The sequence below is a fragment of the Streptomyces sp. NBC_01352 genome (assembly GCF_036237295.1).
Taxonomy (GTDB): Bacteria; Actinomycetota; Actinomycetes; order Streptomycetales; family Streptomycetaceae; genus Streptomyces; species Streptomyces plumbiresistens.
Genome location: NZ_CP108354.1, coordinates 2,443,842 through 2,466,391 on the forward strand (window position 1 = coordinate 2,443,842; position 22,550 = coordinate 2,466,391).

20 protein-coding genes are annotated in these 22,550 nt (G+C 70.0%); 17 read left to right on the plus strand and 3 right to left on the minus strand.

Going from position 1 to position 22,550, the window contains the following annotated elements:
- Positions 1-8: 8 nt before the first annotated feature.
- Positions 9-452 (minus strand): SRPBCC family protein, encoded by a 444-nt coding sequence (locus OG252_RS11535; protein ID WP_329335714.1) that lies wholly within the window; start codon positions 450-452, stop codon positions 9-11.
- A gap of 181 nt (positions 453-633) precedes the next feature.
- On the opposite strand from OG252_RS11535, the gene OG252_RS11540 reads away from it, so the two are divergent.
- From OG252_RS11540 to OG252_RS11555, 4 genes are all read left to right on the plus strand, one after another.
- Positions 634-1,671 (plus strand): Rv2578c family radical SAM protein, encoded by a 1,038-nt coding sequence (locus OG252_RS11540; protein WP_266449969.1) that lies wholly within the window; start codon positions 634-636, stop codon positions 1,669-1,671.
- Between the two features lie 135 nt (positions 1,672-1,806).
- Positions 1,807-3,384 (plus strand): alpha/beta hydrolase, encoded by a 1,578-nt coding sequence (locus tag OG252_RS11545; protein WP_329335717.1) that lies wholly within the window; start codon positions 1,807-1,809, stop codon positions 3,382-3,384.
- Positions 3,385-3,455: 71 nt separating this feature from the next.
- Positions 3,456-3,854 (plus strand): RidA family protein, encoded by a 399-nt coding sequence (locus tag OG252_RS11550; RefSeq protein ID WP_266449966.1) that lies wholly within the window; start codon positions 3,456-3,458, stop codon positions 3,852-3,854.
- 20 nt (positions 3,855-3,874) lie between these two features.
- Complete coding sequence (locus OG252_RS11555) at positions 3,875-4,378, plus strand: GNAT family N-acetyltransferase (RefSeq protein ID WP_266453023.1); 504 nt, start codon at positions 3,875-3,877, stop codon at positions 4,376-4,378.
- Positions 4,379-4,382: 4 nt separating this feature from the next.
- Here the strand turns inward: OG252_RS11555 and OG252_RS11560 are convergent, their stop codons facing one another.
- Positions 4,383-4,958, minus strand: a complete 576-nt coding sequence (locus OG252_RS11560; protein ID WP_266449964.1) for an adenylosuccinate lyase — start codon at positions 4,956-4,958, stop codon at positions 4,383-4,385.
- 395 nt (positions 4,959-5,353) lie between these two features.
- On the opposite strand from OG252_RS11560, the gene OG252_RS11565 reads away from it, so the two are divergent.
- The 9 genes from OG252_RS11565 (at position 5,354) to pssA (ending at position 16,292) form a co-directional block, all read left to right on the plus strand.
- Positions 5,354-7,159, plus strand: a complete 1,806-nt coding sequence (locus OG252_RS11565) for a 3-hydroxyacyl-CoA dehydrogenase family protein (RefSeq protein ID WP_266449961.1) — start codon at positions 5,354-5,356, stop codon at positions 7,157-7,159.
- A gap of 184 nt (positions 7,160-7,343) precedes the next feature.
- Entirely contained in the window at positions 7,344-8,153 is an 810-nt protein-coding gene (locus OG252_RS11570) for a TetR family transcriptional regulator (protein ID WP_266449960.1), read from the plus strand.
- 414 nt (positions 8,154-8,567) lie between these two features.
- On the plus strand, positions 8,568-9,905 hold the full coding sequence (ccrA, locus tag OG252_RS11575; RefSeq protein WP_266453021.1) for a crotonyl-CoA carboxylase/reductase: 1,338 nt from the start codon (positions 8,568-8,570) through the stop codon (positions 9,903-9,905).
- Positions 9,906-9,914: 9 nt separating this feature from the next.
- Complete coding sequence (locus OG252_RS11580; protein ID WP_266449959.1) at positions 9,915-11,942, plus strand: protein meaA; 2,028 nt, start codon at positions 9,915-9,917, stop codon at positions 11,940-11,942.
- Positions 11,939-12,898 carry an HpcH/HpaI aldolase/citrate lyase family protein gene (locus OG252_RS11585; RefSeq protein ID WP_266449957.1) on the plus strand — a complete coding sequence of 320 codons (960 nt, stop codon included), beginning with the start codon at positions 11,939-11,941 and terminating at the stop codon, positions 12,896-12,898. Before OG252_RS11580 ends, OG252_RS11585 begins: the two co-directional genes overlap by 4 nt.
- A gap of 5 nt (positions 12,899-12,903) precedes the next feature.
- Positions 12,904-13,416 (plus strand): MaoC family dehydratase, encoded by a 513-nt coding sequence (locus OG252_RS11590; protein WP_067442528.1) that lies wholly within the window; start codon positions 12,904-12,906, stop codon positions 13,414-13,416.
- A 2-nt stretch (positions 13,417-13,418) separates the two neighbouring features.
- Complete coding sequence (locus OG252_RS11595) at positions 13,419-14,624, plus strand: acyl-CoA dehydrogenase family protein (protein WP_266449956.1); 1,206 nt, start codon at positions 13,419-13,421, stop codon at positions 14,622-14,624.
- 170 nt (positions 14,625-14,794) lie between these two features.
- Positions 14,795-15,451 (plus strand): phosphatidylserine decarboxylase, encoded by a 657-nt coding sequence (locus OG252_RS11600; protein ID WP_266449955.1) that lies wholly within the window; start codon positions 14,795-14,797, stop codon positions 15,449-15,451.
- A 22-nt stretch (positions 15,452-15,473) separates the two neighbouring features.
- Positions 15,474-16,292, plus strand: a complete 819-nt coding sequence (pssA, locus tag OG252_RS11605) for a CDP-diacylglycerol--serine O-phosphatidyltransferase (protein ID WP_266453019.1) — start codon at positions 15,474-15,476, stop codon at positions 16,290-16,292.
- 73 nt (positions 16,293-16,365) lie between these two features.
- Here pssA and OG252_RS11610 read toward each other — a convergent pair whose 3' ends face one another.
- Positions 16,366-17,484 carry a glycerate kinase gene (locus tag OG252_RS11610; RefSeq protein WP_266453017.1) on the minus strand — a complete coding sequence of 373 codons (1,119 nt, stop codon included), beginning with the start codon at positions 17,482-17,484 and terminating at the stop codon, positions 16,366-16,368.
- Between the two features lie 224 nt (positions 17,485-17,708).
- Between OG252_RS11610 and OG252_RS11615 the strand changes: the two genes are divergently transcribed.
- From OG252_RS11615 to OG252_RS11630, 4 genes are all read left to right on the plus strand, one after another.
- Positions 17,709-18,785: an ADP-ribosylglycohydrolase family protein gene (locus tag OG252_RS11615; RefSeq protein ID WP_266449954.1), complete on the plus strand. Its 1,077-nt coding sequence runs from the start codon at positions 17,709-17,711 to the stop codon at positions 18,783-18,785.
- Between the two features lie 46 nt (positions 18,786-18,831).
- A complete protein-coding gene (locus OG252_RS11620; protein WP_266449953.1) occupies positions 18,832-19,326 on the plus strand; it encodes an NUDIX domain-containing protein in 495 nt (164 codons plus the stop codon).
- Between the two features lie 176 nt (positions 19,327-19,502).
- Positions 19,503-20,237 (plus strand): SIR2 family NAD-dependent protein deacylase, encoded by a 735-nt coding sequence (locus OG252_RS11625; RefSeq protein ID WP_329335726.1) that lies wholly within the window; start codon positions 19,503-19,505, stop codon positions 20,235-20,237.
- Between the two features lie 76 nt (positions 20,238-20,313).
- Positions 20,314-22,539: an NACHT domain-containing protein gene (locus OG252_RS11630; protein WP_329335727.1), complete on the plus strand. Its 2,226-nt coding sequence runs from the start codon at positions 20,314-20,316 to the stop codon at positions 22,537-22,539.
- Positions 22,540-22,550: the final 11 nt, after the last annotated feature.

The following is a 22,550-nucleotide window of genomic DNA, read 5'->3' on the forward strand; positions in this document are numbered from 1 at the left end:
CGTTGGGGCTACTTCGCGACCTCGGCGGCGAGCTTGTCGAGCACGGCGTCGTAGATCCGGCCGAGGCCCTTGGGCGCGAAGGTCTTCTCGAAGAAGCCGCCGATGCCGCCGGCGCCCTGCCAGGTGGTGGTGACGACGACCCGGGACTTGCCCTCGCCGGCCGGGGTGACCCGCCAGGTGGTGACCATCGAGGAGTTGCGGTCCTTCTCGACGAGCTCGCCGTCGGTGGGCTCGGTGACCTCCAGGAGGCAGTCGCGCACGCGCTTGCTGGTGGCCTGGAGCTTCCAGTGGACGAGGGTGCCCTCGCCGTCGCCGCCCTCGCGCACCTCGTACTCGCTGAAGTGCTCGGGCAGCAGCTTCGCGCGCGTGCCGGTGTAGTCGGCGAGGGCGTCGAACACCTTCTCCGCGTCCGCCGCGACGATCCGCTCCGTAGTGGCCTCGACCTGCGCCATTGACTTCCTCCAGCACCTTGCGTTCTCGGGGTTGGGGCAAGCCAACCACCCCGGGTCCCGGGCGCCCAAATCGGGGGGCCGCAAGCGATCGGGCGGCGATCGTCGGGGGATCGAACATGCCGGTCGCACGATCAAGGGAACATGTGTTCTATTCTGGGGGCAGTGCTACCGAGGAGGCCTCATGCGCTGGGAGAACCTCACCGAGTCCGGCGAACACAGCCGGACCGACGCCGCGCTGTTCGGCGCGGACGCGGTGACCACCCGTACCTTCGACACGCCCGAGTTCCGCGGGATCACCTTCCACGAGGTCCGGGCCCGCTCGATCATCAACCGGGTGCCGGGCGCCTCCCGCATGCCGTTCGAGTGGACCGTCAACCCCTATCGGGGCTGCACGCACGCGTGCGTGTACTGCTTCGCCCGCAAGACGCACAGCTACCTGGACCTCGACACGGGCATCGACTTCGACTCCCAGATCGTGGTCAAGGTGAACGCGCCGGAGCTGTTGCGGCACCAGCTCGGCTCGCGCCGCTGGCAGGGCGAGCACATCGCGATGGGCACCAACGTCGACTGCTACCAGCGCGCCGAGGGCCGCTACCGGCTGATGCCGGGCATCATCGCCGCCCTGCGCGACCACGCGAACCCCTTCTCGATCCTGACCAAGGGCACGCTGATCCTGCGCGACCTCGACCTGCTGACGCAGGCCGCCGAGGTGACGGACGTTGGCATCTCGGTCTCGGTCGGCTTCACCGACGCCGAGCTGTGGCGCACCGTGGAGCCGGGCACACCGGCGCCGGAGCGGCGCCTGGAGGTCGTACGGACCCTGGCCGAGCACGGCATCGGATGCGGTGTCCTGATGGCGCCGGTCATCCCGTTCCTGAGCGACCACCCGGCCCAACTCCGGGACACCGTACGGTCGATCGCGGCCTCCGGAGCCACCTCGGTCACCCCACTGGTGCTGCATCTGCGGCCCGGTGCCCGGGAGTGGTTCATGGCCTGGCTCGGCCATCACCACCCGCATCTGGTCGGCCGTTACGAGCGGCTGTACGCGGACGGCTCCTACGCCCCGAAGTGGTACCAGCGCCGGATCACCCGTCAGGTCCACGACCTGGCCCAGGAGTACGGCATCGGCCCCACGCGCGCGGGGATGCCGCGGCGGATCCGCGAGCCGGAGCCCGACCGACCTGATCTGACCGAACCGACCCAACTCTCGCTTATCTGAGAGCATCCGAGCGCAACTCTCGACCCGATTGGGTCAAGTATTGACAGAACGCGCTCTTCCGGGAGTGCTTTCCGGGACGATGCGGCGAGGACCGTGACCCTCGCGGTCCGAAACCCTCCGTCCTGGGAGGACTCCATGAGAAAACGCGCAGCCGCGCTGTGCGGTGCCGCCGTCGTCGTGGCCGGGACCTTCACGGCCGTCCCCGCCGGCGCCAGCACTCCACAGACCGCGGAAACCGCACAGGCCGCGAAACTCACCTGGAAGAAATGCGGCACCGCCGACTATCCGACGCTCCAGTGCGCGTCCCTCAAGGTCCCACTCGATCACGCGAACCCTTACGGGCAGCGGATCACTCTCGCGCTGTCCCGCGTCCCGCACACCGCGAAGAAGTACCAGGGCCCGCTGCTGGTCAACCCGGGTGGCCCCGGCGGCAGCGGTCTGACGCTCGCCGGCTTCGTCGCCTCCTCGCTGCCCAAGGCGGTCGCGGCCCAGTACGACGTCATCGGCTTCGACCCGCGCGGGGTGGGCGCGAGCAAGCCCGCCCTCGACTGCAAGCCGGGCTACTTCGACCCGGTGCGCCCCGACTCCGTGCCGAGCACCCCCGCGATCGAGAAGGCCAACCTCTCCCGCGCCAAGTCCTTCGCCGCCGCCTGCGGCAAGAAGTACGCGAGCGTGCTGCCGTACATCAACACGGTCAGCGCTGTGCGGGACATGGACGCGATCCGCAAGGCACTGGGCGCCAAGAAGATCAACTACTTCGGTTACTCGTACGGCACCTACCTCGGCGCGGTCTACGGCAAGCTCTACCCGGACCGTGTGCGGCGCCTGGTCCTGGACTCGATCGTCGACCCCACCGGCGTGTGGTACGACGACAACCTCGCCCAGGACCACGCCTTCAACGACCGCCACCGCGCCTTCATGGCCTGGGTCGCCAAGTACGACGCCACGTACAAGCTGGGCACCGATCCGGAGAAGATCGAGGCCACGTGGTACGCGATGCGGGCCGCGCTCGCCAAGAAGCCGGCCGGCGGGACCGTGGGCGCCTCCGAGCTGGAGGACACCTTCCTGCCCGGCGGCTACTACAACGGCTACTGGCCCTACCTCGCGGAGGCGTTCGCGGCGTACGTGAACGACAAGAACGCCGAACCGCTGGTCGAGGCGTACGAGAACTTCGCCGCCGTCGACGCGTCCGGGGACAACGGCTACAGCATCTACACCTCGGTGCAGTGCCGTGACGCCTCCTGGCCGCGTGACTGGAACCAGTGGCGGAAGGACAACTGGGCGGTGTACGAGAAGGCGCCGTTCATGACCTGGAGCAACGCCTGGTACAACGCGCCGTGCGCGTTCTGGCCGACGGACTCGCTGCAGCCGGTGAACGTGGCCAACGGCAAGCTGCCGCCGGCGCTGCTCTTCCAGGCGACGGACGACGCGGCGACCCCGTACCAGGGCGGCGCGACGGTCCATCACATGCTCGCCCGCTCCAGTCTGGTGGTCGAGGAGGGCGGCGGGAACCACGGCATCTCGCTGAGCGGGAACGCCTGCCTGGACAAGTACCTGGCGGCGTACCTGACCGATGGCACGGTGCCGCGCGGCGGCGGCGAGGCCGACGCGGTGTGCCAGGCACTGCCGGATCCCGAGCCGCTGGCCTCCAAGGCGGCGTCGACGTCCTCGCGCGGCTCGACCCTGCACGGTCTGCTCGGCTTCCGCGGCTGAGCACGGCCTGACGCCCCGTCGGGGGCGACGCCGTCGGAGGCGTTGTCAGACCCATGGTCCACCATGGACGCATGAGTGAGCTGACGAGGATTCCCGCCCCCGACGGAGTCGCCCCCTCCGCCCAGTACAGCCACGTCGTCCTGGGCACGGGCCGCTTCGTGGCCGTCTCGGGCCAGCTCGCCCTGGACGAGGACGGCAAGCTCGTCGGCGAGGGCGACCCCGCGGTCCAGGCCCGACAGGTCTTCGAGAACCTGCGCCGCTGCCTGGCCGCCGCGGGCGCCACCTTCGACGACGTCGTCAAGCTCACCTACTTCGTCACCGACATGGCCCACCTGCCCGCCATTCGCGAGGCCCGCGCGGCCCACATACCCGACGACCGCCTGCCGGCCTCGTCCGCGGTGCAGGTCGCCTCGCTGGTCCGGCCCGAGTTCCTGATCGAGGTCGAGGCGTTCGCGGTGATCGGCGCGTGACGGAGGTACGGGTGCGGGAGATGAGACTCGCCGACTGCGACCGCGTCTCCGAGATCCGCGTCCGGGGCTGGCAGAGCGCCTACCAAGGGCTGATGCCGCAGTCGTTCCTCGACGCCCTCAGCGTGCCGAAGGACGCCGAGTGGCGGCGCGCCCACTTCTCCGCGCGGGCGGAGCAGGGTGTGGTGAACCTGGTCGCCGAGCAGGGCGGCGAGATCGTCGGCTGGGTGGCGTACGGCCCGTACCGCGACGGCGAAGTGCGCACCGAGGAAGCCGAGTTGTACGCGATCTACGTGGATCCGGACAGGTACGGCGGCGGCGTCGGACACGCCCTGCTCCGGGAGTCGCTCAGGCGGTGCGCGGCCGCCGGACACGGCAGCGTCCTCCTGTGGGTCCTCAAGGGGAACGCCCGCGCGCGGCGGTTCTACGAGCGGGCGGGTTTCCGCGCCGACGGCATGGAGGAGCCCTTCGACGTGGAGGGCGTCGCCGTGCCGGAGGTGCGGTACGCGAAGAAGCTGTCCCACTGACGCCTCACCGCTGTCTCGGGATCCGCGCCAGCGCCTGCACCGCCGCCTCCGCGAGCACCGGGTGCGCCAGGGCCTCGTTGAGGACCGGCCTCGCCCGGGTGTCACCGAGCGTGCCGAGCCCCTCCACACAGGCGAGGGCCACGCGCCGGTAGGGGTCGTGCGGGCGCAGCCGCCGCCCCAGGGTGGTGATCAGTGCCGGTACGGCTTCGGGGGCGCGCAGCCGCACCAGGAGCCGCACGGGATGCAGGGCGTAGGCGACACGGAGCTCGTTGGTCGCGAGGGCGGCGGCCGCGCGGGCGGTGCGCGGATCGCCGAGGCGGGCCAGGGCGTGGGCGGCGGAGGCACAGCGCTGCGGGTCGCGGTGGTTCAGCAGCAGGACGAGGGATTCGAAGGCACGCCGGTCGCCCGCGAGGCCGAGCCGGAACGCGGCCAGTTCCCTGGCCCACAGCGGCTGTCCGGGCTCGGTGAGCACGGCCGCCAGTTCGTCGACGTCCTCGGTCGCCACGAGGCGGCCGTAGAGCGGTGTCTCCCCCGACTCCTGCCGTAAGCGTTCCGTGAGTGATCGCAACTCTTCGTCCATGAACCCGAGATTAGGGGGGTGGCCCAGGGCCCGGGAGCTACATCACAAACTCGGGGGCTGGCGCGCTCGTTACTCACGGGTTAAGCTCAGACGAGCGAGTTACCCACTCGTGGATCTGCTCGTGGTGGCCTGGTGACGCAGCCGCCGCGAGAGCAGTCGGTTCGGTACCTCGTGTACCCGAGTACGACCCGGCCCCGGGACAGGGCCGGTCGGTTCAGCCGTTTCCGGGCGTGTGCACGCCCTTCCTGACGGCACTGGGCGTGTGCGCCTGCAGCCCGGCAACAACACCCGCACTCCTCTTCGCACCCCGGTGCGCTCGTGGTTCGGCCCTCTTCCGGGTCTCCCCGGCGCACCCGGGCGCGCTTCCAGTCGTCACCTCATTCCTGGAGTCCGCGATGGCCGCTCCCCTGTCCGACACCCCTCTGTCCCCGTTCAAGACCGTGGCCGTCGTCGGCCTCGGCACGATGGGCACCGGCATCGCCGAGGTGCTCGCCAAGGCCGGCCGCGAGGTCGTCGGCATCGACATCAGCGAGGCCGCCGCCGCCCGGTCGGTCGCCGCCCTGGAGGCCGCGACGTCCCACGCCGTGGAGCGTGGCCGGCTCACCGAGCAGGAGCGCGCCGACCTGCTGGCCCGCGTCCGCACCTCCACCGATCTGCGGACCGCGGCCGACGCCGACCTGGTCATCGAGGTGGCTCCGGAGTCGTACGAGATCAAGCAGCAGATCTTCCGCGAACTCGACGGGATCGTGCGGCCCCGGACGATCCTGGCGACCGGCACCAACGCCCTGTCCGTCACCCGGCTCGCCGCCGACTCGGCCCACCCCGAGCGCGTGCTGGGTCTGCACTTCTTCAACCCGGCGCCGGCCATGCGGCTGGTCGAGGTCGTCTCGTCCGTGCTGACCGCCCCGCAGGCGGTCGCAGCCGTCACCGACCTCGCCATCGAGCTGGGCAAGGAGCCCGTCGCGGTCGGCGACCGGCCCGGATTCGTCGCCGACGGGCTGCTGTTCGGCTACCTCAACCAGGCGGCCGCGATGTACGAGGCGAAGTACGCCTCCCGCGAGGACATCGACGCCGCGATGCGGCTCGGCTGCGGGCTGCCCATGGGCCCGCTCGCCCTGCTCGACCTGATCGGCGTCGACACCGCGCGGACGGTCCTGGAGGCCATGTACGCCGAGTCCCGCGACCGGCTGCACGCCCCCGCGCCGATCCTCAAGCAGCTCAGCGCGGCGGGCCTGACCGGCCGCAAGTCGGGCCGCGGCTTCTACACGTACGAAGCGCCGGGCAGCGCGACGGTCGTGCCGGACGCCCTGACACCGCTCTCCGGCGGCCTCGACGTCCCCGGCCGTCCGGTCCGCTCCGTCGGCGTCGCGGGCTCGGGCACCATGGCGTCCGGCATCGCCGAGGTCTTCGCCAAGGCGGGGTACGAGGTCGTGCTCGCCGCCCGCAGCGAGGAGAAGGCCCAGACCGCCAAGTCCCGTATCGGCAAGTCTCTTTCACGCTCCGTCGACAAGGGGCGGATGACCGCCGAGGCCGCCGCGCAGACCCTGGACCGGATCACTCCGGCGGGTTCGTACGACGCCTTCGCCGACGTCGATCTGGCCGTGGAGGCCGTCGCCGAGGACCTGGAGGTCAAGCAGCAGCTGTTCGCGACGCTGGACAAGGTCTGCAAGCCGGGCGCGGTCCTGGCCACCACGACCTCGTCGCTGCCCGTCGTCGCCTGCGCCCGCGCCACCTCGCGTCCGCAGGACGTGATCGGCATGCACTTCTTCAACCCGGCGCCGGCGATGAAGCTGGTCGAGGTCGTCCGTACGGTGTTGACGGCCGATGACGTCCACTCGACGGTTCGCGAGGTCTGCGTCAAGATCAAGAAGCATGCGGTCGACTGTGGGGACCGGGCCGGCTTCATCGTGAACGCGCTGCTCTTCCCGTACCTCAACAACGCGATCAAGATGGTGCAGGAACACTACGCGTCCCTCGACGACATCGACGCGGCGATGAAGCTGGGCGGCGGTTACCCGATGGGCCCGTTCGAGCTCCTGGACGTCGTCGGGCTCGATGTCTCCCTGGCCATCGAGAAGGTCCTGCACCGCGAGTTCCGCGACCCGGGCCTGGCCCCGGCCCCGCTCCTGGAGCACCTGGTGGCCGCGGGCTGCCTCGGCCGCAAGACGGGCCGCGGCTTCCGCGAATATGCCCGCCGCTGACCGTCCCGGCGACTGGTTCGCGGGGGACGCGGACTGGGGCGGGCTGCTCGACCCGGGCGGGTTCGAGCCGCCCGGTCCGCGCGGCTCGCCCCCACCCGCCCGGCCCGCCGCTCCCCCGCCCGCACCGGGCGGGGGAGGCCGGGGACATGCGCAGCGAGCTGCGCACATGCAGTACGTTCGGGGCATGTCCCAGCCCGCCAAGTCCTCACGTACACCAGCCACGTCCGACGCACCGGAGAGTGCCGCGGGCAGTCGCGCCGCCGCCCAGCGGCTCAAGATGCGCCGGGAACTGGCGGCCGCAGCGATGGAGCTGTTCGCGACCAAGGGGTACGAGGCGACCACCGTCGACGAGATCGCGGCCGCTGCCGGGGTCGCGCGCCGCACCTTCTTCCGGCACTTCCGGTCCAAGGAAGAGGCCATCTTCCCGGACCACGACGACACGTTGATCCGGGCGGAGGCGGTCCTCAACGCCGCCCCCGCGCACGAGCACCCGCTCGACACCGTGTGCCGCGGCATCAAGGAAGTCATGCGGATGTACGCGGCCCGGCCGGAGATCTCGGTCGCCCGCTACAAGCTCACGCGCGAGGTGCCCACCCTGCGCGAGGCGGAGATCGCGTCGGTGGCCCGCTACGAGCGGCTGTTCACCCGGTACCTGCTCGGTCACTTCGACGAGCACGCGCACGACGACGACGCCAACGACGACCCGCTGCTCGCCGAGGTCGCCGCGTCCGCCGTGGTCACCGCCCACAACCACGTGCTGCGGCGCTGGCTCAGGGCCGGCGGACAGGGGGACGTCGAGGCGCAGCTGGACCACGCCTTCGGGATCGTGCAGAAGACGTTCGGGTCGGGCATGGGAGCCGGGCGCACCACGGCGCCGCAGCGGTCCGCCGCGACGGTCTCCACGCACGGCGAGGTGCTGGTGACGGTCGCCCGCACCGACGCCCCGCTCGACCAGGTCATGCGGACCATCGAAGAGGCGCTCAGGGACCGCTGAGCCCTTCGCACCGCTGTGACGACGGCCACCCCTCGGGGTGGCCGTTTTGGCATGTCCGGGGAGCTTTTCAGGCACCTTTCAGCCCCCGTTCGATCGATCATCGCTCATTTGTTACGTAAAGATTTCGCGTGAGCGCAATCTCTGGCACTCAGTGCCTTGCGGGGTGACACGGGGTGTCATACGTTGGAGATGTCCGGGCGGCCGGCGTGCAGAGACCTTTCGTACGCCGGCTGTCCCAGCAAACCAACGGTCTGCCCGCCCGGACGCCTGCGTCACAGGCAACCTCCCGCGCCACAAAGCGCTGCCGAACAGCACCACCGCCGAACCGACGGCACTTCCCCAACCCTCAGCAGCACCGACGTAACCCTCAGCGTCTTTGCTCAAGACGCCATTCGCCGGAGGCAAACCGTGACCGTGAAGGACATCCTGGACGCGATCCAGTCGCCGGACTCGACGCCGGCCGACTTCGCCGCCATGCCGCTCCCCGAGTCGTACCGCGCGATCACCGTGCACAAGGACGAGACGGAGATGTTCGCGGGCATGCAGACCCGCGAGAAGGACCCGCGCAAGTCCCTGCACCTGGACGAGGTGCCGCTGCCCGAGCTCGGCCCGGGCGAGGCCCTGGTGGCCGTCATGGCCTCCTCGGTCAACTACAACTCGGTGTGGACCTCGATCTTCGAGCCGCTGTCGACCTTCGGCTTCCTGGAGCGCTACGGCAAGGTCAGCGAGCTCACCAAGCGCCACGACCTGCCGTACCACATCATCGGCTCCGACCTCGCGGGCGTCGTCCTGCGCACCGGCCCCGGCGTCAACGCCTGGAAGCCCGGCGACGAGGTCGTCGCGCACTGTCTGTCCGTCGAGCTGGAGTCCTCGGACGGCCACAACGACACGATGCTCGACCCCGAGCAGCGCATCTGGGGCTTCGAGACCAACTTCGGCGGCCTCGCCGAGATCGCCCTGGTCAAGTCCAACCAGCTGATGCCCAAGCCGGACCACCTCAGCTGGGAGGAGGCCGCCGCTCCCGGTCTGGTCAACTCCACCGCCTACCGCCAGCTGGTCTCCCGCAACGGCGCCGGCATGAAGCAGGGCGACAACGTGCTCATCTGGGGCGCGAGCGGCGGACTCGGCTCGTACGCCACGCAGTTCGCGCTGGCCGGCGGCGCCAACCCCATCTGTGTCGTCAGCAGCGAGCAGAAGGCGGACATCTGCCGTGCCATGGGTGCCGAGGCGATCATCGACCGCACCGCCGAGGACTACAAGTTCTGGAAGGACGAGCACAACCAGGACCCGCGCGAGTGGAAGCGCTTCGGCAAGCGCATCCGTGAACTCACCGGCGGCGAGGACGTCGACATCGTCTTCGAGCACCCGGGCCGCGAGACCTTCGGCGCGAGCGTGTACGTCACCCGCAAGGGCGGCACGATCGTCACCTGCGCCTCGACCTCCGGGTACAACCACGAGTACGACAACCGCTACCTGTGGATGTCCCTGAAGCGGATCATCGGCTCGCACTTCGCCAACTACCGCGAGGCCTGGGAGGCCAACCGGCTCATCGCGAAGGGCAAGATCCACCCGACCCTGTCCAAGGTGTACTCCATGGAGGAGACCGGACAGGCCGCCTACGACGTGCACCGCAACCTCCACCAGGGCAAGGTCGGCGTGCTGTGCCTGGCGCCCGAGGAGGGTCTCGGCGTGCGCGACGCGGAGAAGCGCGCGAAGCACGTCGACGCCATCAACCGCTTCCGGAACATCTGAGGTCACAGGATGACTGAGCGTCAGAAGGACCGGCCGTGGTTGATGCGGACCTACGCCGGTCACTCCACGGCCGAGGCGTCCAACGAGCTGTACCGGCGCAACCTCGCCAAGGGCCAGACGGGTCTGTCGGTGGCGTTCGACCTGCCGACGCAGACCGGCTACGACTCCGACCACATCCTCGCCCGCGGCGAGGTGGGCCGGGTCGGCGTGCCGATCGCGCACCTCGGTGACATGCGCCGGCTGTTCCAGGACATCCCCCTGGAGCAGATGAACACCTCGATGACCATCAACGCCACCGCCATGTGGCTGCTGGCGCTCTACCAGGTCGTCGCGGAGGAGCAGGGTGCGGACGTCACCAAGCTCCAGGGCACGACCCAGAACGACATCGTCAAGGAGTACCTGTCGCGGGGCACGCACGTGTTCCCGCCGGTGCCCTCGCTCCGCCTGACGACCGACATGATCGCGTACACGGTCTCCCACCTCCCGAAGTGGAACCCGATCAACATCTGCAGCTACCACCTGCAGGAGGCGGGCGCCACGCCGGTCCAGGAGATCGCGTACGCGATGTCGACGGCCATCGCGGTGCTGGACGCCGTCCGGGACTCCGGGCAGGTGCCGCAGGAACGCATGGGCGATGTCGTCGGCCGTATCTCCTTCTTCGTGAACGCGGGCGTCCGCTTCGTCGAGGAGATGTGCAAGATGCGCGCCTTCGGCCGCATCTGGGACCAGGTCACCCGCGAGCGCTACGGCATCCAGGACCCCAAGCACCGGCGCTTCCGTTACGGCGTCCAGGTCAACTCCCTCGGCCTGACCGAGGCGCAGCCGGAGAACAACATCCAGCGGATCGTCCTCGAGATGCTGGCCGTGACCCTCTCCAAGGACGCACGCGCGCGTGCCGTACAACTGCCCGCCTGGAACGAGGCGCTCGGCCTGCCCCGCCCCTGGGACCAGCAGTGGTCGCTGCGCATGCAGCAGGTGCTCGCGTACGAGAGCGACCTGCTGGAGTACGCCGACATCTTCGAGGGCTCGAAGGTGATCGAGGCCAAGGTCGGCGAGCTGGTCGAGGAGTCCCTCGCCGAGATGGAGCGGATCGAGGAGATGGGCGGCGCGATGGCCGCCGTCGAGTCGGGCTACCTCAAGTCGCAGCTCGTCGCCTCGCACGCCGAGCGGCGGGCTCGTATCGAGTCCGGTCAAGAGAAGATCGTGGGCGTCAACGTCTTCGAGACGACCGAGCCGAATCCCCTGACGGCCGACCTCGACACGGCCATCCAGACGGTCGACCCCGCCGTCGAGGCCCGGGTCGTCGCGTCCCTCCAGCACTGGCGCGACACGCGCTACCAGCCGCCCTTCAACCATCCGCGCCCCTGCAAGGCGCTGGAGAAGCTGAAGGAGGCCGCCAAGGGCACCGCCAACCTCATGGAGGCCACCCTGGAGTGCGCCCGCGCCGGCGTCACGACCGGCGAGTGGGCGGGCGCGCTGCGGGAGGTGTTCGGCGAGTTCCGGGCGCCGACGGGCGTGTCGTCCGCGCCGGTCGCCGTGGCCGCCGAGGAGGGCAGTGCGATGGCCGACGTGCGCCGCAAGGTGAACCTGACGGCGGCCGACCTCGGCGTCGGCAAGCTCCGCTTCCTGGTCGGCAAGCCCGGCCTGGACGGGCACTCCAACGGCGCCGAGCAGATCGCCGTGCGGGCCCGGGATGCCGGGTTCGAGGTGGTCTACCAGGGCATCCGGCTGACGCCCGAACAGATCGTGGACGCGGCGATCGCGGAGGACGTGCACGCGGTGGGCCTGTCGATCCTCTCCGGATCGCACGCCCAACTGGTGCCTGACGTGCTGGATCGGCTCCGTGTGGCCGGTGCCACAGATATACCGGTGATCGCCGGTGGCATCATCCCCAATGGCGACGCAGAGCAGCTCAGGGCCGCCGGAGTGGCCGCGGTCTTCACCCCGAAGGACTTCGACATCACCGGAATCATCGGCCGCATCGTCGACGAGATCCGCAAAGCGAACAAGCTCGACCCCCTGGAGGTCCCCGCATGACCGTCAACCGTCTTCGCCCGCGGCGCTCCTGTCTCGCCGTGCCGGGAAGCAACCCCCGCTTCCTGGAGAAGGCCCAGGGCCTCCCCGCGGACCAGGTCTTCCTGGACCTGGAGGACGCGTGCGCGCCGCTCGCCAAGCCCGAGGCGCGGCACACCATCGTCAAGTTCCTCAACGAGGGTGACTGGACGGGCAAGACGAGGGTCGTGCGGGTCAACGACTGGACGACCGAGTGGACGTACCGAGACGTCGTCACGGTCGTCGAGGGTGCCGGCCCGAACCTCGACTGCATCATGCTGCCGAAGGTGCAGACCGCCCAGCAGGTCGTCGCCCTCGACCTCCTGCTGACGCAGATCGAGAAGACGATGGGCTTCGAGGTCGGGAAGATCGGCATCGAGGCGCAGATCGAGAACGCCCAGGGCCTCAACAACGTCAACGAGATCGCGCAGGCCTCCCCGCGCGTCGAGACGATCATCTTCGGCCCGGCCGACTTCATGGCGTCGATCAACATGAAGTCGCTGGTCGTGGGCGAGCAGCCGCCCGGCTACCCGGCGGACGCCTACCACTACATCCTGATGAAGATCCTGATGGCGGCCCGCGCCAACAACCTCCAGGCGATCGACGGCCCCTACCTGCAGATCCGCAACGTCGAGGGCTACCGCGAGGTCGCCCAGCGCGCCGCGGCGCTCGGATTCGACGGCAAGTGGGTGCTGCACCCGGGCCAGGTCGAGGCGTCCAACGAGATCTTCTCGCCCTCCCAGGAGGACTACGACCACGCCGAGCTGATCCTGGACGCGTACGAGTACTACACGTCCGAGGCGGGCGGCAAGAAGGGCTCCGCGATGCTCGGCGACGAGATGATCGACGAGGCCAGCCGCAAGATGGCCCTGGTCGTCTCCGGCAAGGGCCGCGCCGCCGGCATGCAGCGCACCAGCAAGTTCGAGATCCCGGAGGCGTGACGGCCATGCAGTTCGGACGTACGTACGAGGAGTTCGAGGTCGGGGCCGTCTACAAGCACTGGCCCGGGAAGACGGTCACGGAGTACGACGACCACCTCTTCTGTCTCCTCACCATGAACCACCACCCGCTCCACATGGACAGCAACTACGCGGAGAAGACGACCGACTTCGGCAAGAACGTCGTCGTCGGGAACTACATCTACTCGCTGCTGCTCGGCATGTCGGTGCCGGACGTCTCCGGCAAGGCGATCGCCAACCTGGAGATCGAGTCGCTCAAGCACGTGGCGCCGACCTTCCACGGCGACACGATCTACGGCGAGACGACCGTGCTCGACAAGTGGCCGTCGAAGTCGAAGAACGACCGCGGCATCGTCCACGTCGAGACCAAGGGCTACAAGCAGGACGGCACGCTGGTGTGCGTGTTCCGCCGCAAGGTGATGGTGCCGACCGAGACGTACATCAAGGAGCGCGGCGGCGAGCAGCCCGGCCGGCCCCAGCTGAGGGAGCAGGAGAAGTAGTCATGGCGCGACTCGCCCAGACCGCCGGTCTGACCGACATCCAGCAGGAGATCCTCTCCACCGTCCGCGACTTCGTGGACAAGGAGATCCTCCCGGTCGCGACCGAGCTGGAGCACCGCGACGAGTACCCGCAGCAGATCGTGGACGGCCTCAAGGAGTTGGGCCTGTTCGGCCTGATGATCCCCGAGGAGTACGGCGGTCTGGGCGAGTCGCTCCTGACGTACGCGCTGTGCGTGGAGGAGATCGCCCGCGGGTGGATGTCGGTGTCCGGCATCATCAACACCCACTTCATCGTGGCGTACATGCTCAAGCAGCACGGCACCCAGGAGCAGAAGGACCACTTCCTGCCGAGGATGGCGGCCGGTGACATCCGGGGCGCCTTCTCGATGTCGGAGCCGGCCCTCGGTTCGGACGTCTCCGCGATCACGTCGAAGGCGGTCAAGGACGGAGACGAGTACGTCCTGACCGGCCAGAAGATGTGGCTGACGAACGGGGGGACGTCAAGTCTGGTGGCCGTACTCGTCCGAAGTGACGAAGGACACCCTGAGGGCACCGCGCCCCACAAGTCGATGACCACCTTCCTGATCGAGAAGGAGCCCGGCTTCGGAGAGGTCCGCCCCGGCCTCACCATCCCCGGGAAGATCGACAAGATGGGCTACAAGGGCGTCGACACGACCGAGCTCATCATGGATGGCCTGCGACTTCCGGCCGATCGCGTGCTCGGCGGTGCCACCGGCCGAGGTTTTTACCAGATGATGGACGGCGTGGAAGTCGGCCGCGTCAACGTGGCGGCGCGTGGCTGCGGAGTCGCCCAGCGTGCCTTCGAACTCGGCGTCTCCTACGCCCAGCAGCGGCACACTTTCGGCAAGCCGATCGCCCAGCATCAGGCCATCCAGTTCAAACTCGCGGAGATGGCTACCAAGGTCGAGGCCGCCCATGCGATGATGGTGAACGCGGCACGCAAAAAGGACTCCGGTGAACGAAACGACCTTGAGGCTGGGATGGCGAAGTACCTCGCGTCCGAGTACTGCAAGGAGGTCGTGGAAGACGCTTTCCGGATCCACGGCGGCTACGGCTTCTCCAAGGAGTACGAGATCGAGCGCCTCTACCGAGAGGCTCCGATGCTGCTGATCGGTGAAGGTACCGCCGAGATCCAGAAAATGATCATCGGTCGCAGGCTGCTCGAAGAGTATCGGTTCCAAGGCTAGATGTCGGGTTCGGGGTGTTTTCTTCGAGAAGAAGATCACACCCCGTCAACACGCTTCAGCCGCCGACTCGGCTTCCTGGCTTGCCCAGTTGTGGCCCGCGACCGGTACGATCCCGGGAAAGCCGCCGTCCCCCTCCCGCAGCGCGGCATCATCCGCTACGAAGGTCATCCATGCCCCACAGCCAAACCTCTGCACCTCGCGACAGCCTGGCAGGCGTACGCCTGGCGCGCGGAGCATCGCCGTGGCTCCTCCCGACCGTCGCCACCGCAGCCCTCAGCCTGGTACGCGCGCGCAAGTCCGGCGCCGCCAAGGCCGTCGCCGTGCCCGCCACCGCGCTCGCGGCGGGCATGCTGTGGTTCTTCCGCGACCCCGAGCGCGAGATCACCCAGGGCCGGGTCATCTCGCCCGCCGACGGTGTGGTGCAGAGCATCATGCCGTGGAAGGACGGTCGCACCCGCGTCGCGATCTTCATGAGCCCGCTCAACGTCCACGTCAACCGCGCGCCGCTCTCCGGCACGGTGGCGTCGGTCGAGCACATCCCGGGCGGGTTCGTTCCGGCGTTCAACAAGGAGAGCGAGAACAACGAGCGCGTAGTCTGGCATTTCGACACCGAACTCGGTGACATCGAGATGATCCAGATCGCCGGCGCGGTCGCTCGCCGTATCGTCCCGTACGTGCCCCAGGGCACCAAGGTCGAACAGGGTGACCGGATCGGCCTGATCCGCTTCGGCTCGCGTGTCGACATCTACCTGCCCGAGGGCGTGGAGGTGGCGGTCGAGGTCGGTCAGAAGACCGTGGCTGGGGTGACTCGCATTGACCGTGATTGATCCGGAGACCCAAACGGGCTGGGTGCCCGAGGCGGACGAGGTGGACGAAGAGGAGGAGATGCCCCTCTCTCTGCGCCTCTCAATAGCGGACACACTCACCCTCGGCAACGCCACGTGCGGCTTCATGGCGGTGTACTTCACCACCACCGGCATCCTGATCCCGCACCTCACCGGCAGCCAGGAAACCGGCATGGCCCGCCACAGCGCGGCCACGGCGGTCATCCTGATGCTGTGCGCGGCGGTCTTCGACCTCTTCGACGGCCTGGTGGCACGGAAGCTGCGCTCCTCCCCCATGGGCGCCGAGCTGGACAACCTGTCGGACCTGATCAGCTTCGGCCTGGCCCCGGCGTACTTCGTCCTGGTGTACGGCATGGTCGCCGACGACGCCCACCAGCGGGTGGCGGCGGTCGGGGCGATCGTGGTGCTCCTGGCGGTGGTGCTGCGGCTGGCGAGATTCTCCTGCGTGACGGTGAAGGACGGCACCTTCCAGGGCATGCCCTCGCCGTTCGGCGCGCTGACGGTGGTCTCGATCGTGCTGCTCGAGCTGCCCTTCGTGGCGACGCTTCTCGCGATCCTCGGTACCGCCTGGCTGATGGTGAGCCGGGTCGAGTACCCGAAGCCGCGGGGCCGTCTCGCGGTGGCCATGCTCGCCTGGATCGTCCTCTCGATGGGCCTCCTGGCGGCCTGGGCGTTCGACGCACCCAGCGGCCAGCTGCTCCTCCAGACGGGCTGTGCGCTGCAGCTGGTCATGGGCGCGGTGATCCCGCTGTTCGCCACGGCCCGCCGGGTGAACAACTTCCGGGACAACCGGCGCGAGGCGCGGGCGGCACAGCTGCCGTAGCGGTCGTACGACAGACAGGGTGAAGGGCCCCGAGCCGACCGGCTCGGGGCCCTTCACATGTTCCCGGCACCGCTCAGGTCAGGAAGTCCCGCGCGATCCCCTCCGCCACCCGCTCCAGGATCGGCCCGGCCTCGGCGATGCACTTGGCCACGTCCGGCTCGGCGTCGGTGAGCGGGTAGGCCCGGCGGATACCGGCCCGGCCCAGTGCCTCCGGCGGCAGGGCGAGCCGTCCGCAGACCGCGATGACCTCCTTGCCCTGCGCCCGGGCCGCGGCCGCCACGCCCGCCGGGGCCTTGCCGTGCAGGGTCTGCTCGTCCAGGGAGCCCTCACCGGTGATCACCAGGGTGGCCTTCTCCAGAGCCGGCCCGAAGCCCAGGACGTCGAGCATGACCTCGATGCCAGGACGGAAGCGGGCGCCGAGGAGCAGAGCCCCGTATCCGATGCCGCCCGCGGCGCCCGCGCCGGGCGAGGCGGCGTACTCGGCTGCCTTCGCGCCGATCGCCCGCTCCAGCACCTTCGCGTAGTGCGCGAGCGCCGCGTCCAGCGCCTGCACGTCGTCCGGCGAGGCGCCCTTCTGCGGGCCGTACACCGCCGGTGCGCCCTTCGGGCCGGTCAGCGGGTTGTCGACGTCGCTCGCGAGGACGAACTCGACGGAGGCGAGCCGGGCGTCCAGCTCGGTCAGGTCGGCCGAGGCCAGGTCCGCCAGGCCCCCGCCGCCCGGGGCGAGGGGCTCTCCCTCCGCGTCCAGGAACCGCGCGCCGAGCGCGGAGAGCATCCCGGCGCCCCCGTCGGTGGTGGCGCTGCCGCCGACCCCGAACACGATCGTCCGCGCCCCCGCGTCCAGCGCGGCCACCAGCAGCTCTCCCGAGCCGTACGTGGACGCCGTGAGCGGTGCGAAGACGCCCGCGGGCAGCCGCTGCAGCCCGCTCGCCTCCGCCATCTCCACGACCGCGGTGTCGCCGCGCAGCGCGAAGGCGGCCGTCACCTCCTGCCCGAGCGGGCCGGCGACCCGTACCTCGCGCCGCTCGAATCCGGCCGCGACCGCCGCGTCCACCGTTCCGTCGCCGCCGTCGGCCACCGGCAGCGAGTCCACGTCGAGGCCCGGTACGGCCCGGCGCAGCCCGGCCGTCACCCGCTCGGCGACCTCCACGGCCGTCAGCGAGCCCTTGAACTTGTCCGCGGCGATGAGCACCCGCGCTCCGACCCGGGCCTTGTTCACTGCAGCGTTCGCCACCTTGTTTTCCCCTTGCTCTCCGGGCCCCACGCATGTCAAGGGGCCAGTCGCGCCGCTGCGACCTTAACCGGGGGACGCCTGCCCCGTCATGCCCCGGCCGGCCCCTGGGACAAGCCTGAAGGATGCCGGGGCGGACGGCCGAACGCCGCGCGGCCGGCCCCGGAATTGGGTAGACCGGAGCTATGACCCCTGTGGGCACCGAGCAAGAACTCGCCGACCGCGTCCTCGGGGGCTGGCTGGGCCGGATCGCGGGCAACATGCTCGGCAAACCGGTCGAGCAGGGCGACCTGTGGACGCGGGACCGGATCGACCGCTATCTGCGGCAGGCCGCCGCGCTGCCGCTCACCGACTACCTGCCCGAGCCCGTCGGCGAGAGCGACGGCTTCGAACTGCGCCCCGAGTGGCGCCAGTGCGTGCGCGGCCGCATCCACGGCAGCTGCCGCGACGACGACGTCGACTACGCCATCCTCGGCCTCGACCTCCTGGAGACCCACGGCTTCGCCTTCAGCACCGAGCAGGTCGGCGACCTGTGGCTGCTTCGGCTGCCCTATCTGCAGACGTTCACGGCGGAGCGGGCCGCCTATCGCAACCTCGCCAACGGGCTGAAGCCGCCGCTGACGGCCACGTACGACAATCCGTACCAGGAGTGGATCGGGGCCCTCATCCGCGCCGACATCTACGGCTGGACCCGCCCCGGCGCCCCGCGCCGCGCCGCCTCCCTCGCCCGCCGGGACGCCGTGCTGTCCCACTCCGGCAACGGGGTGTACGGCGCGATGTGGGCGGCGGCGCTGGTCTCGGCGGCGTTCACGGCGCACAGCGTGCGGCACGCCGTCGACGAGGCGCTGGCCGTCATCCCGGGCAGCAGCCGCCTCGCCCGTACCGTACGGCGGGTCGTGTCGCTCCACGACACCCGGATGACCTGGGAGGACACGCTCACCACGGTGGCCGAGGAGACCGCCGGGCTCGGCTGGATCCACACCGTCCCGAACGCCGCCGTGCTCACCGCCGGGCTCCTGTACGGCGACGGCGACTTCACCCGCACCATCACGCTCACCGTTCGCGGCGGCCTGGACACCGACTCCAACGGCGCGACCGCGGGCTCGGTGGCCGGCGTGCTGACTGGGGCGGACGCCATCCCGGCCCAGTGGAAGGACCCGCTGGAGGACACGGTGCGCAGCGCGGTGTTCGGCTTCGACGGCGTGCGGATCAGCGAGCTGGCGGAGCGGACACTGCGGCTGGCGCAGGCGGCGGATTCCTAGCGAAGGAGGCTGAGGTGGGGTTGCGCAAGCTGGTTACCCTTCCTTGATGACCTCCACTGAAGACTTCGCCACGTACATCGCGGGTCTCCCGCGTGTCCTGGCCGGCGCCGCCGCCCTCTTCCGCGACGCCGAGGGCCGGGTGCTGCTCGTCGAGCCCAACTACCGCGAGGGCTGGGCGCTTCCGGGCGGCACGATCGAGTCCGACGAGGGCGAGACACCGCGGCAGGGCGCGCGCCGCGAGACGTTCGAGGAGATCGGCCTGGACCGCGAGCTCGGCCGGCTGCTCGCGGTGGACTGGGTGCACGGGACGGCCCGCCCGCCGCTGGTGGCGTATCTGTACGACGGCGGGGTCCTTGGCGAGAACGACTTCAAGGCGATCCGCCTGCAGGAGGAGGAGCTCCTGTCCTGGCGGATGATCCCGCGCGGGGAACTCGCCGAGTACCTGCCCGGCGCCCTCGGCCACCGCGTCCTGACCGCGCTGGAAGTGCTCGCGGCGGGCTCGGGAACGGCGGAGCTGGAGAACGGGCACCGGGTGGGCTGATACGGGCCGTGGGCGGGCCCCGTAGGCCCACCCGGTGCGCCGTTGGAGAGCGCGTCCCACAACTGGCGTTCCGCCGACGTCAGTTCTTCGTACGAGTGCACTGGGGAAGGCCAGTGGGTGGCGACCGGTCCGATATCTGTTCGCCGCGGCAGATCGTCCGGCCTACCCTCGGTGACATGACCAAGCCCCTCGTCGCCATCCTCAGCGGCGCCGGCATCTCGACCGACTCCGGCATCCCGGACTACCGCGGGCCGAACGGGCTGTGGCGGCGGGATCCCGAGGCCGAGAAGCTCGTGACGTACGAGTACTACATGGGTGATCCGGAGATCCGGCGGCGGTCCTGGCAGATGCGGCGCGCGAACCGGACGCTCCGGGCCGAGCCGAATGCCGCGCACCGGGCCGTGGCCGGGCTGGAGCGCTCCGGGGTGCCGGTGCGGGTGATCACGCAGAACGTGGACGGGCTGCACCAGCTCGCCGGGCTGCCGGCCCGCAAGGTGCTGGAGCTGCACGGAACCGCACGGAGCGTGGTGTGCACCAAGTGCCATGCCCGGGGTCCGATGGAGGACGCGCTGGCGCGGGTCGAGGCCGGGGAGGAGGATCCCCCGTGTCTGGGGTGCGGCGGGATCCTCAAGTCCGCGACGGTGATGTTCGGCGAGCGGCTCGACCCCGTGGTGCTCGGTGAGTCGCTCGCCATCACCAAGGCCTGTCAGGTGTTCATCGCCGTCGGCAGCAGTCTGCAGGTGCAGCCCGCCGCCGGGCTCGCCGGTGTCGCCGCCGACCACGGGGCGCGGCTGATCATCGTCAACGCCGAGCCGACGCCGTACGACGAATGCGCCGACGAGGTGATCCGGGAGCCGATCGGCACCGCCCTCCCCGCGTTGCTGCACCGACTCGGCACAGAGGGGGGCTAGAGCCTGTCCGGCGGATCCAGGCTGAAGCGCGGGCCCGTTGGGGGAGACTGGACGACCCGGAAAGTGGGAGGCTGCTGTGCAGGAAGAACGGTCCCAGGACGACGACCAGTTCGAGCGCTGGTACCTCCGCCACGTCTCCCGGCGCAACGACTCGCTCGTCCTCCACGGGGCCGACCTCGACGCCGACCTGCACACGACTGGGCTGTCGGCCCGCTATCTGAGGATCAGAGCTGTGGGCCCGGGCGAGGAGCAACAGGAGACTCTGGCCGAGAACCTCCTGGCCCGCCATCCACGAGTGCTGGTGCGCGGGGATGCGGGCTCCGGCAAGACGACGCTGTCGCATGTGCTGGCAGTCCGGGCCGCCCAGGGTGAGCTGGACAGTGGCGGTCTGCACGGTCTCGTTCCATTCCTTCTGCCCCTGCGCACGATCATGTCAAAGGGCCTGCCCCTGCCCGCTCCCGGGCAATTGCTGTCCGCCGCGCAGGTGTCGCTGAACGAGGGCCAGCCGGCCGGCTGGGAGCAACGAGTCCTGGCCGCAGGACGCGGACTGCTCCTCGTGGACGGCATCGACGAGGTCGACGCGGACCGACGGGAGGCCGCACGGCGATGGCTCGGCGAGCTGCTCGACGCCTACCCCGACACACGGTGCATGGTGACGTCCCGCCCCATGGCCATCCGTGCCGCGTGGTTGGAGGACACGGGCTTCGCGGAGTTCCACCTGTCACCGATGACCCTGGACGACGTACGTGCCTTCATCGAGCGCTGGCACGCCGTCCCACGGCCGTTCGGGGACGACTCCAGGGACGTGGCCGCCATGGGCGAGGCTCTGTTCGTCGCGGTGGCCCAGCGACCGGAGCTCACCCGCCTGGCCACCAATCCCCTGATGTGCGCTCTGCTGTGCGCTCTGCACCTGCAGACCCGCGGAAAGCTGCCGCGTGGGCGCGTCCAACTCTACGAGGCCGCCCTGACGATGCTGCTGGACCGACGCGACCGCGAACGCCGCGTCGAGGGTCCCGAGGGCGTCCTGCTGGGCCGCGAGGAACAGGCGGTGATGCTGCAGCATCTCGCCTACTGGATGCATCGCAACGGCAGGGCGGAGATGAGCCGGGAACAGGCGGTAGCCCTGCTCGAGGAGGTCTTGCGCGGCATGCCGCAGGTGAGGTCCCGGGCCGGCGCGGAGCAGTCCCTCCGGCATCTCCTCAACCGTAGTGGCCTGTTGCGCGAAGCGGCGGCGGGAACGGTGGAGTTCGCCCACCGCGCCTTCCAGGACTATCTCGCGGCCCGGGAAGCCGTCGAGAGCCGCGACATCGGTCTCCTCATCGGGCGGGCGCAGGAAGACCAGTGGGAGGACGTGATCCAGCTCGCGGTCGGCGTTGCCGACAGACGCGACAGCGAAGAACTCCTCCTTGGCATCCTGCGGCGGGCGGACAGGGAACCGCGGTACCGCGTCCGGCTCGTCCTGGTGGCCGGTGCCGCGCTCGAGATGAGCACCCGGCTGGACCCCGCCCTCCGGCAGGAGATCGTCGACAGAATCACCGACCTCATTCCTCCCCGCACCCGCGAGGGGTCGGCGGAGCTGGCACGAGCGGGCGACCTCGTCCTGCAACTGCTGCCCGGCCCGCAGCAGTTCCGCTGGCTGAGCCCCGAGGCCCGGCTGGTCGTGCACACCGCGGAGCTGGTCGGCTCCGGGTCCGCGCAGACCTTCGTGCAACGGTTCACGGCTCTGCCGGTCACTGATCCCGCCCCGGACGACGCCTGGGTCCCGGACCGTCCCGTCTTCTCCCTGCTCCTGACCGACTCCCGGACCACGGGGCCCCCGAGCGCCGACCTGCCCGCCGTCGCGCACCACACCCTGGAATTCACCGGTACGGAGGACGCGCGTGATCTCAGTGGCTCCGCCGACGTCGTACGCAAGGTGATCTGCCGGGGCGACGCCACCGCCCCGCCGATCACCGCCCTGCCGGTCGACGCCCTGCACGGCCTGCCCCTGCTCCACACCCTGGAGGTCGTGAACCATGGCCTCCTGACTCGTCTCGGCGGACTCCGAGATCTGCGCCGACTGCGCACGCTCCGGATACGCGGCTGCCCGGCCCTGCGGGACCTGAGCGACCTCGAGCACAGCAGCGTGATGTTCCTCGAACTCGACCGGGATCCCGGCCTGGCCGTCCTGCGGGGGCTCGCCGCCGCCCGGCGCCTGCGCGTCCTGTATCTCCCGCATCCGACAGGCGAGTTCAGCGCGGATTCGCTGGCGCGTCACCTGCCGGGAGTGCGGATCCGGGCCGGTGCCGGATTCCGCCACTGACGGGCCGTTCC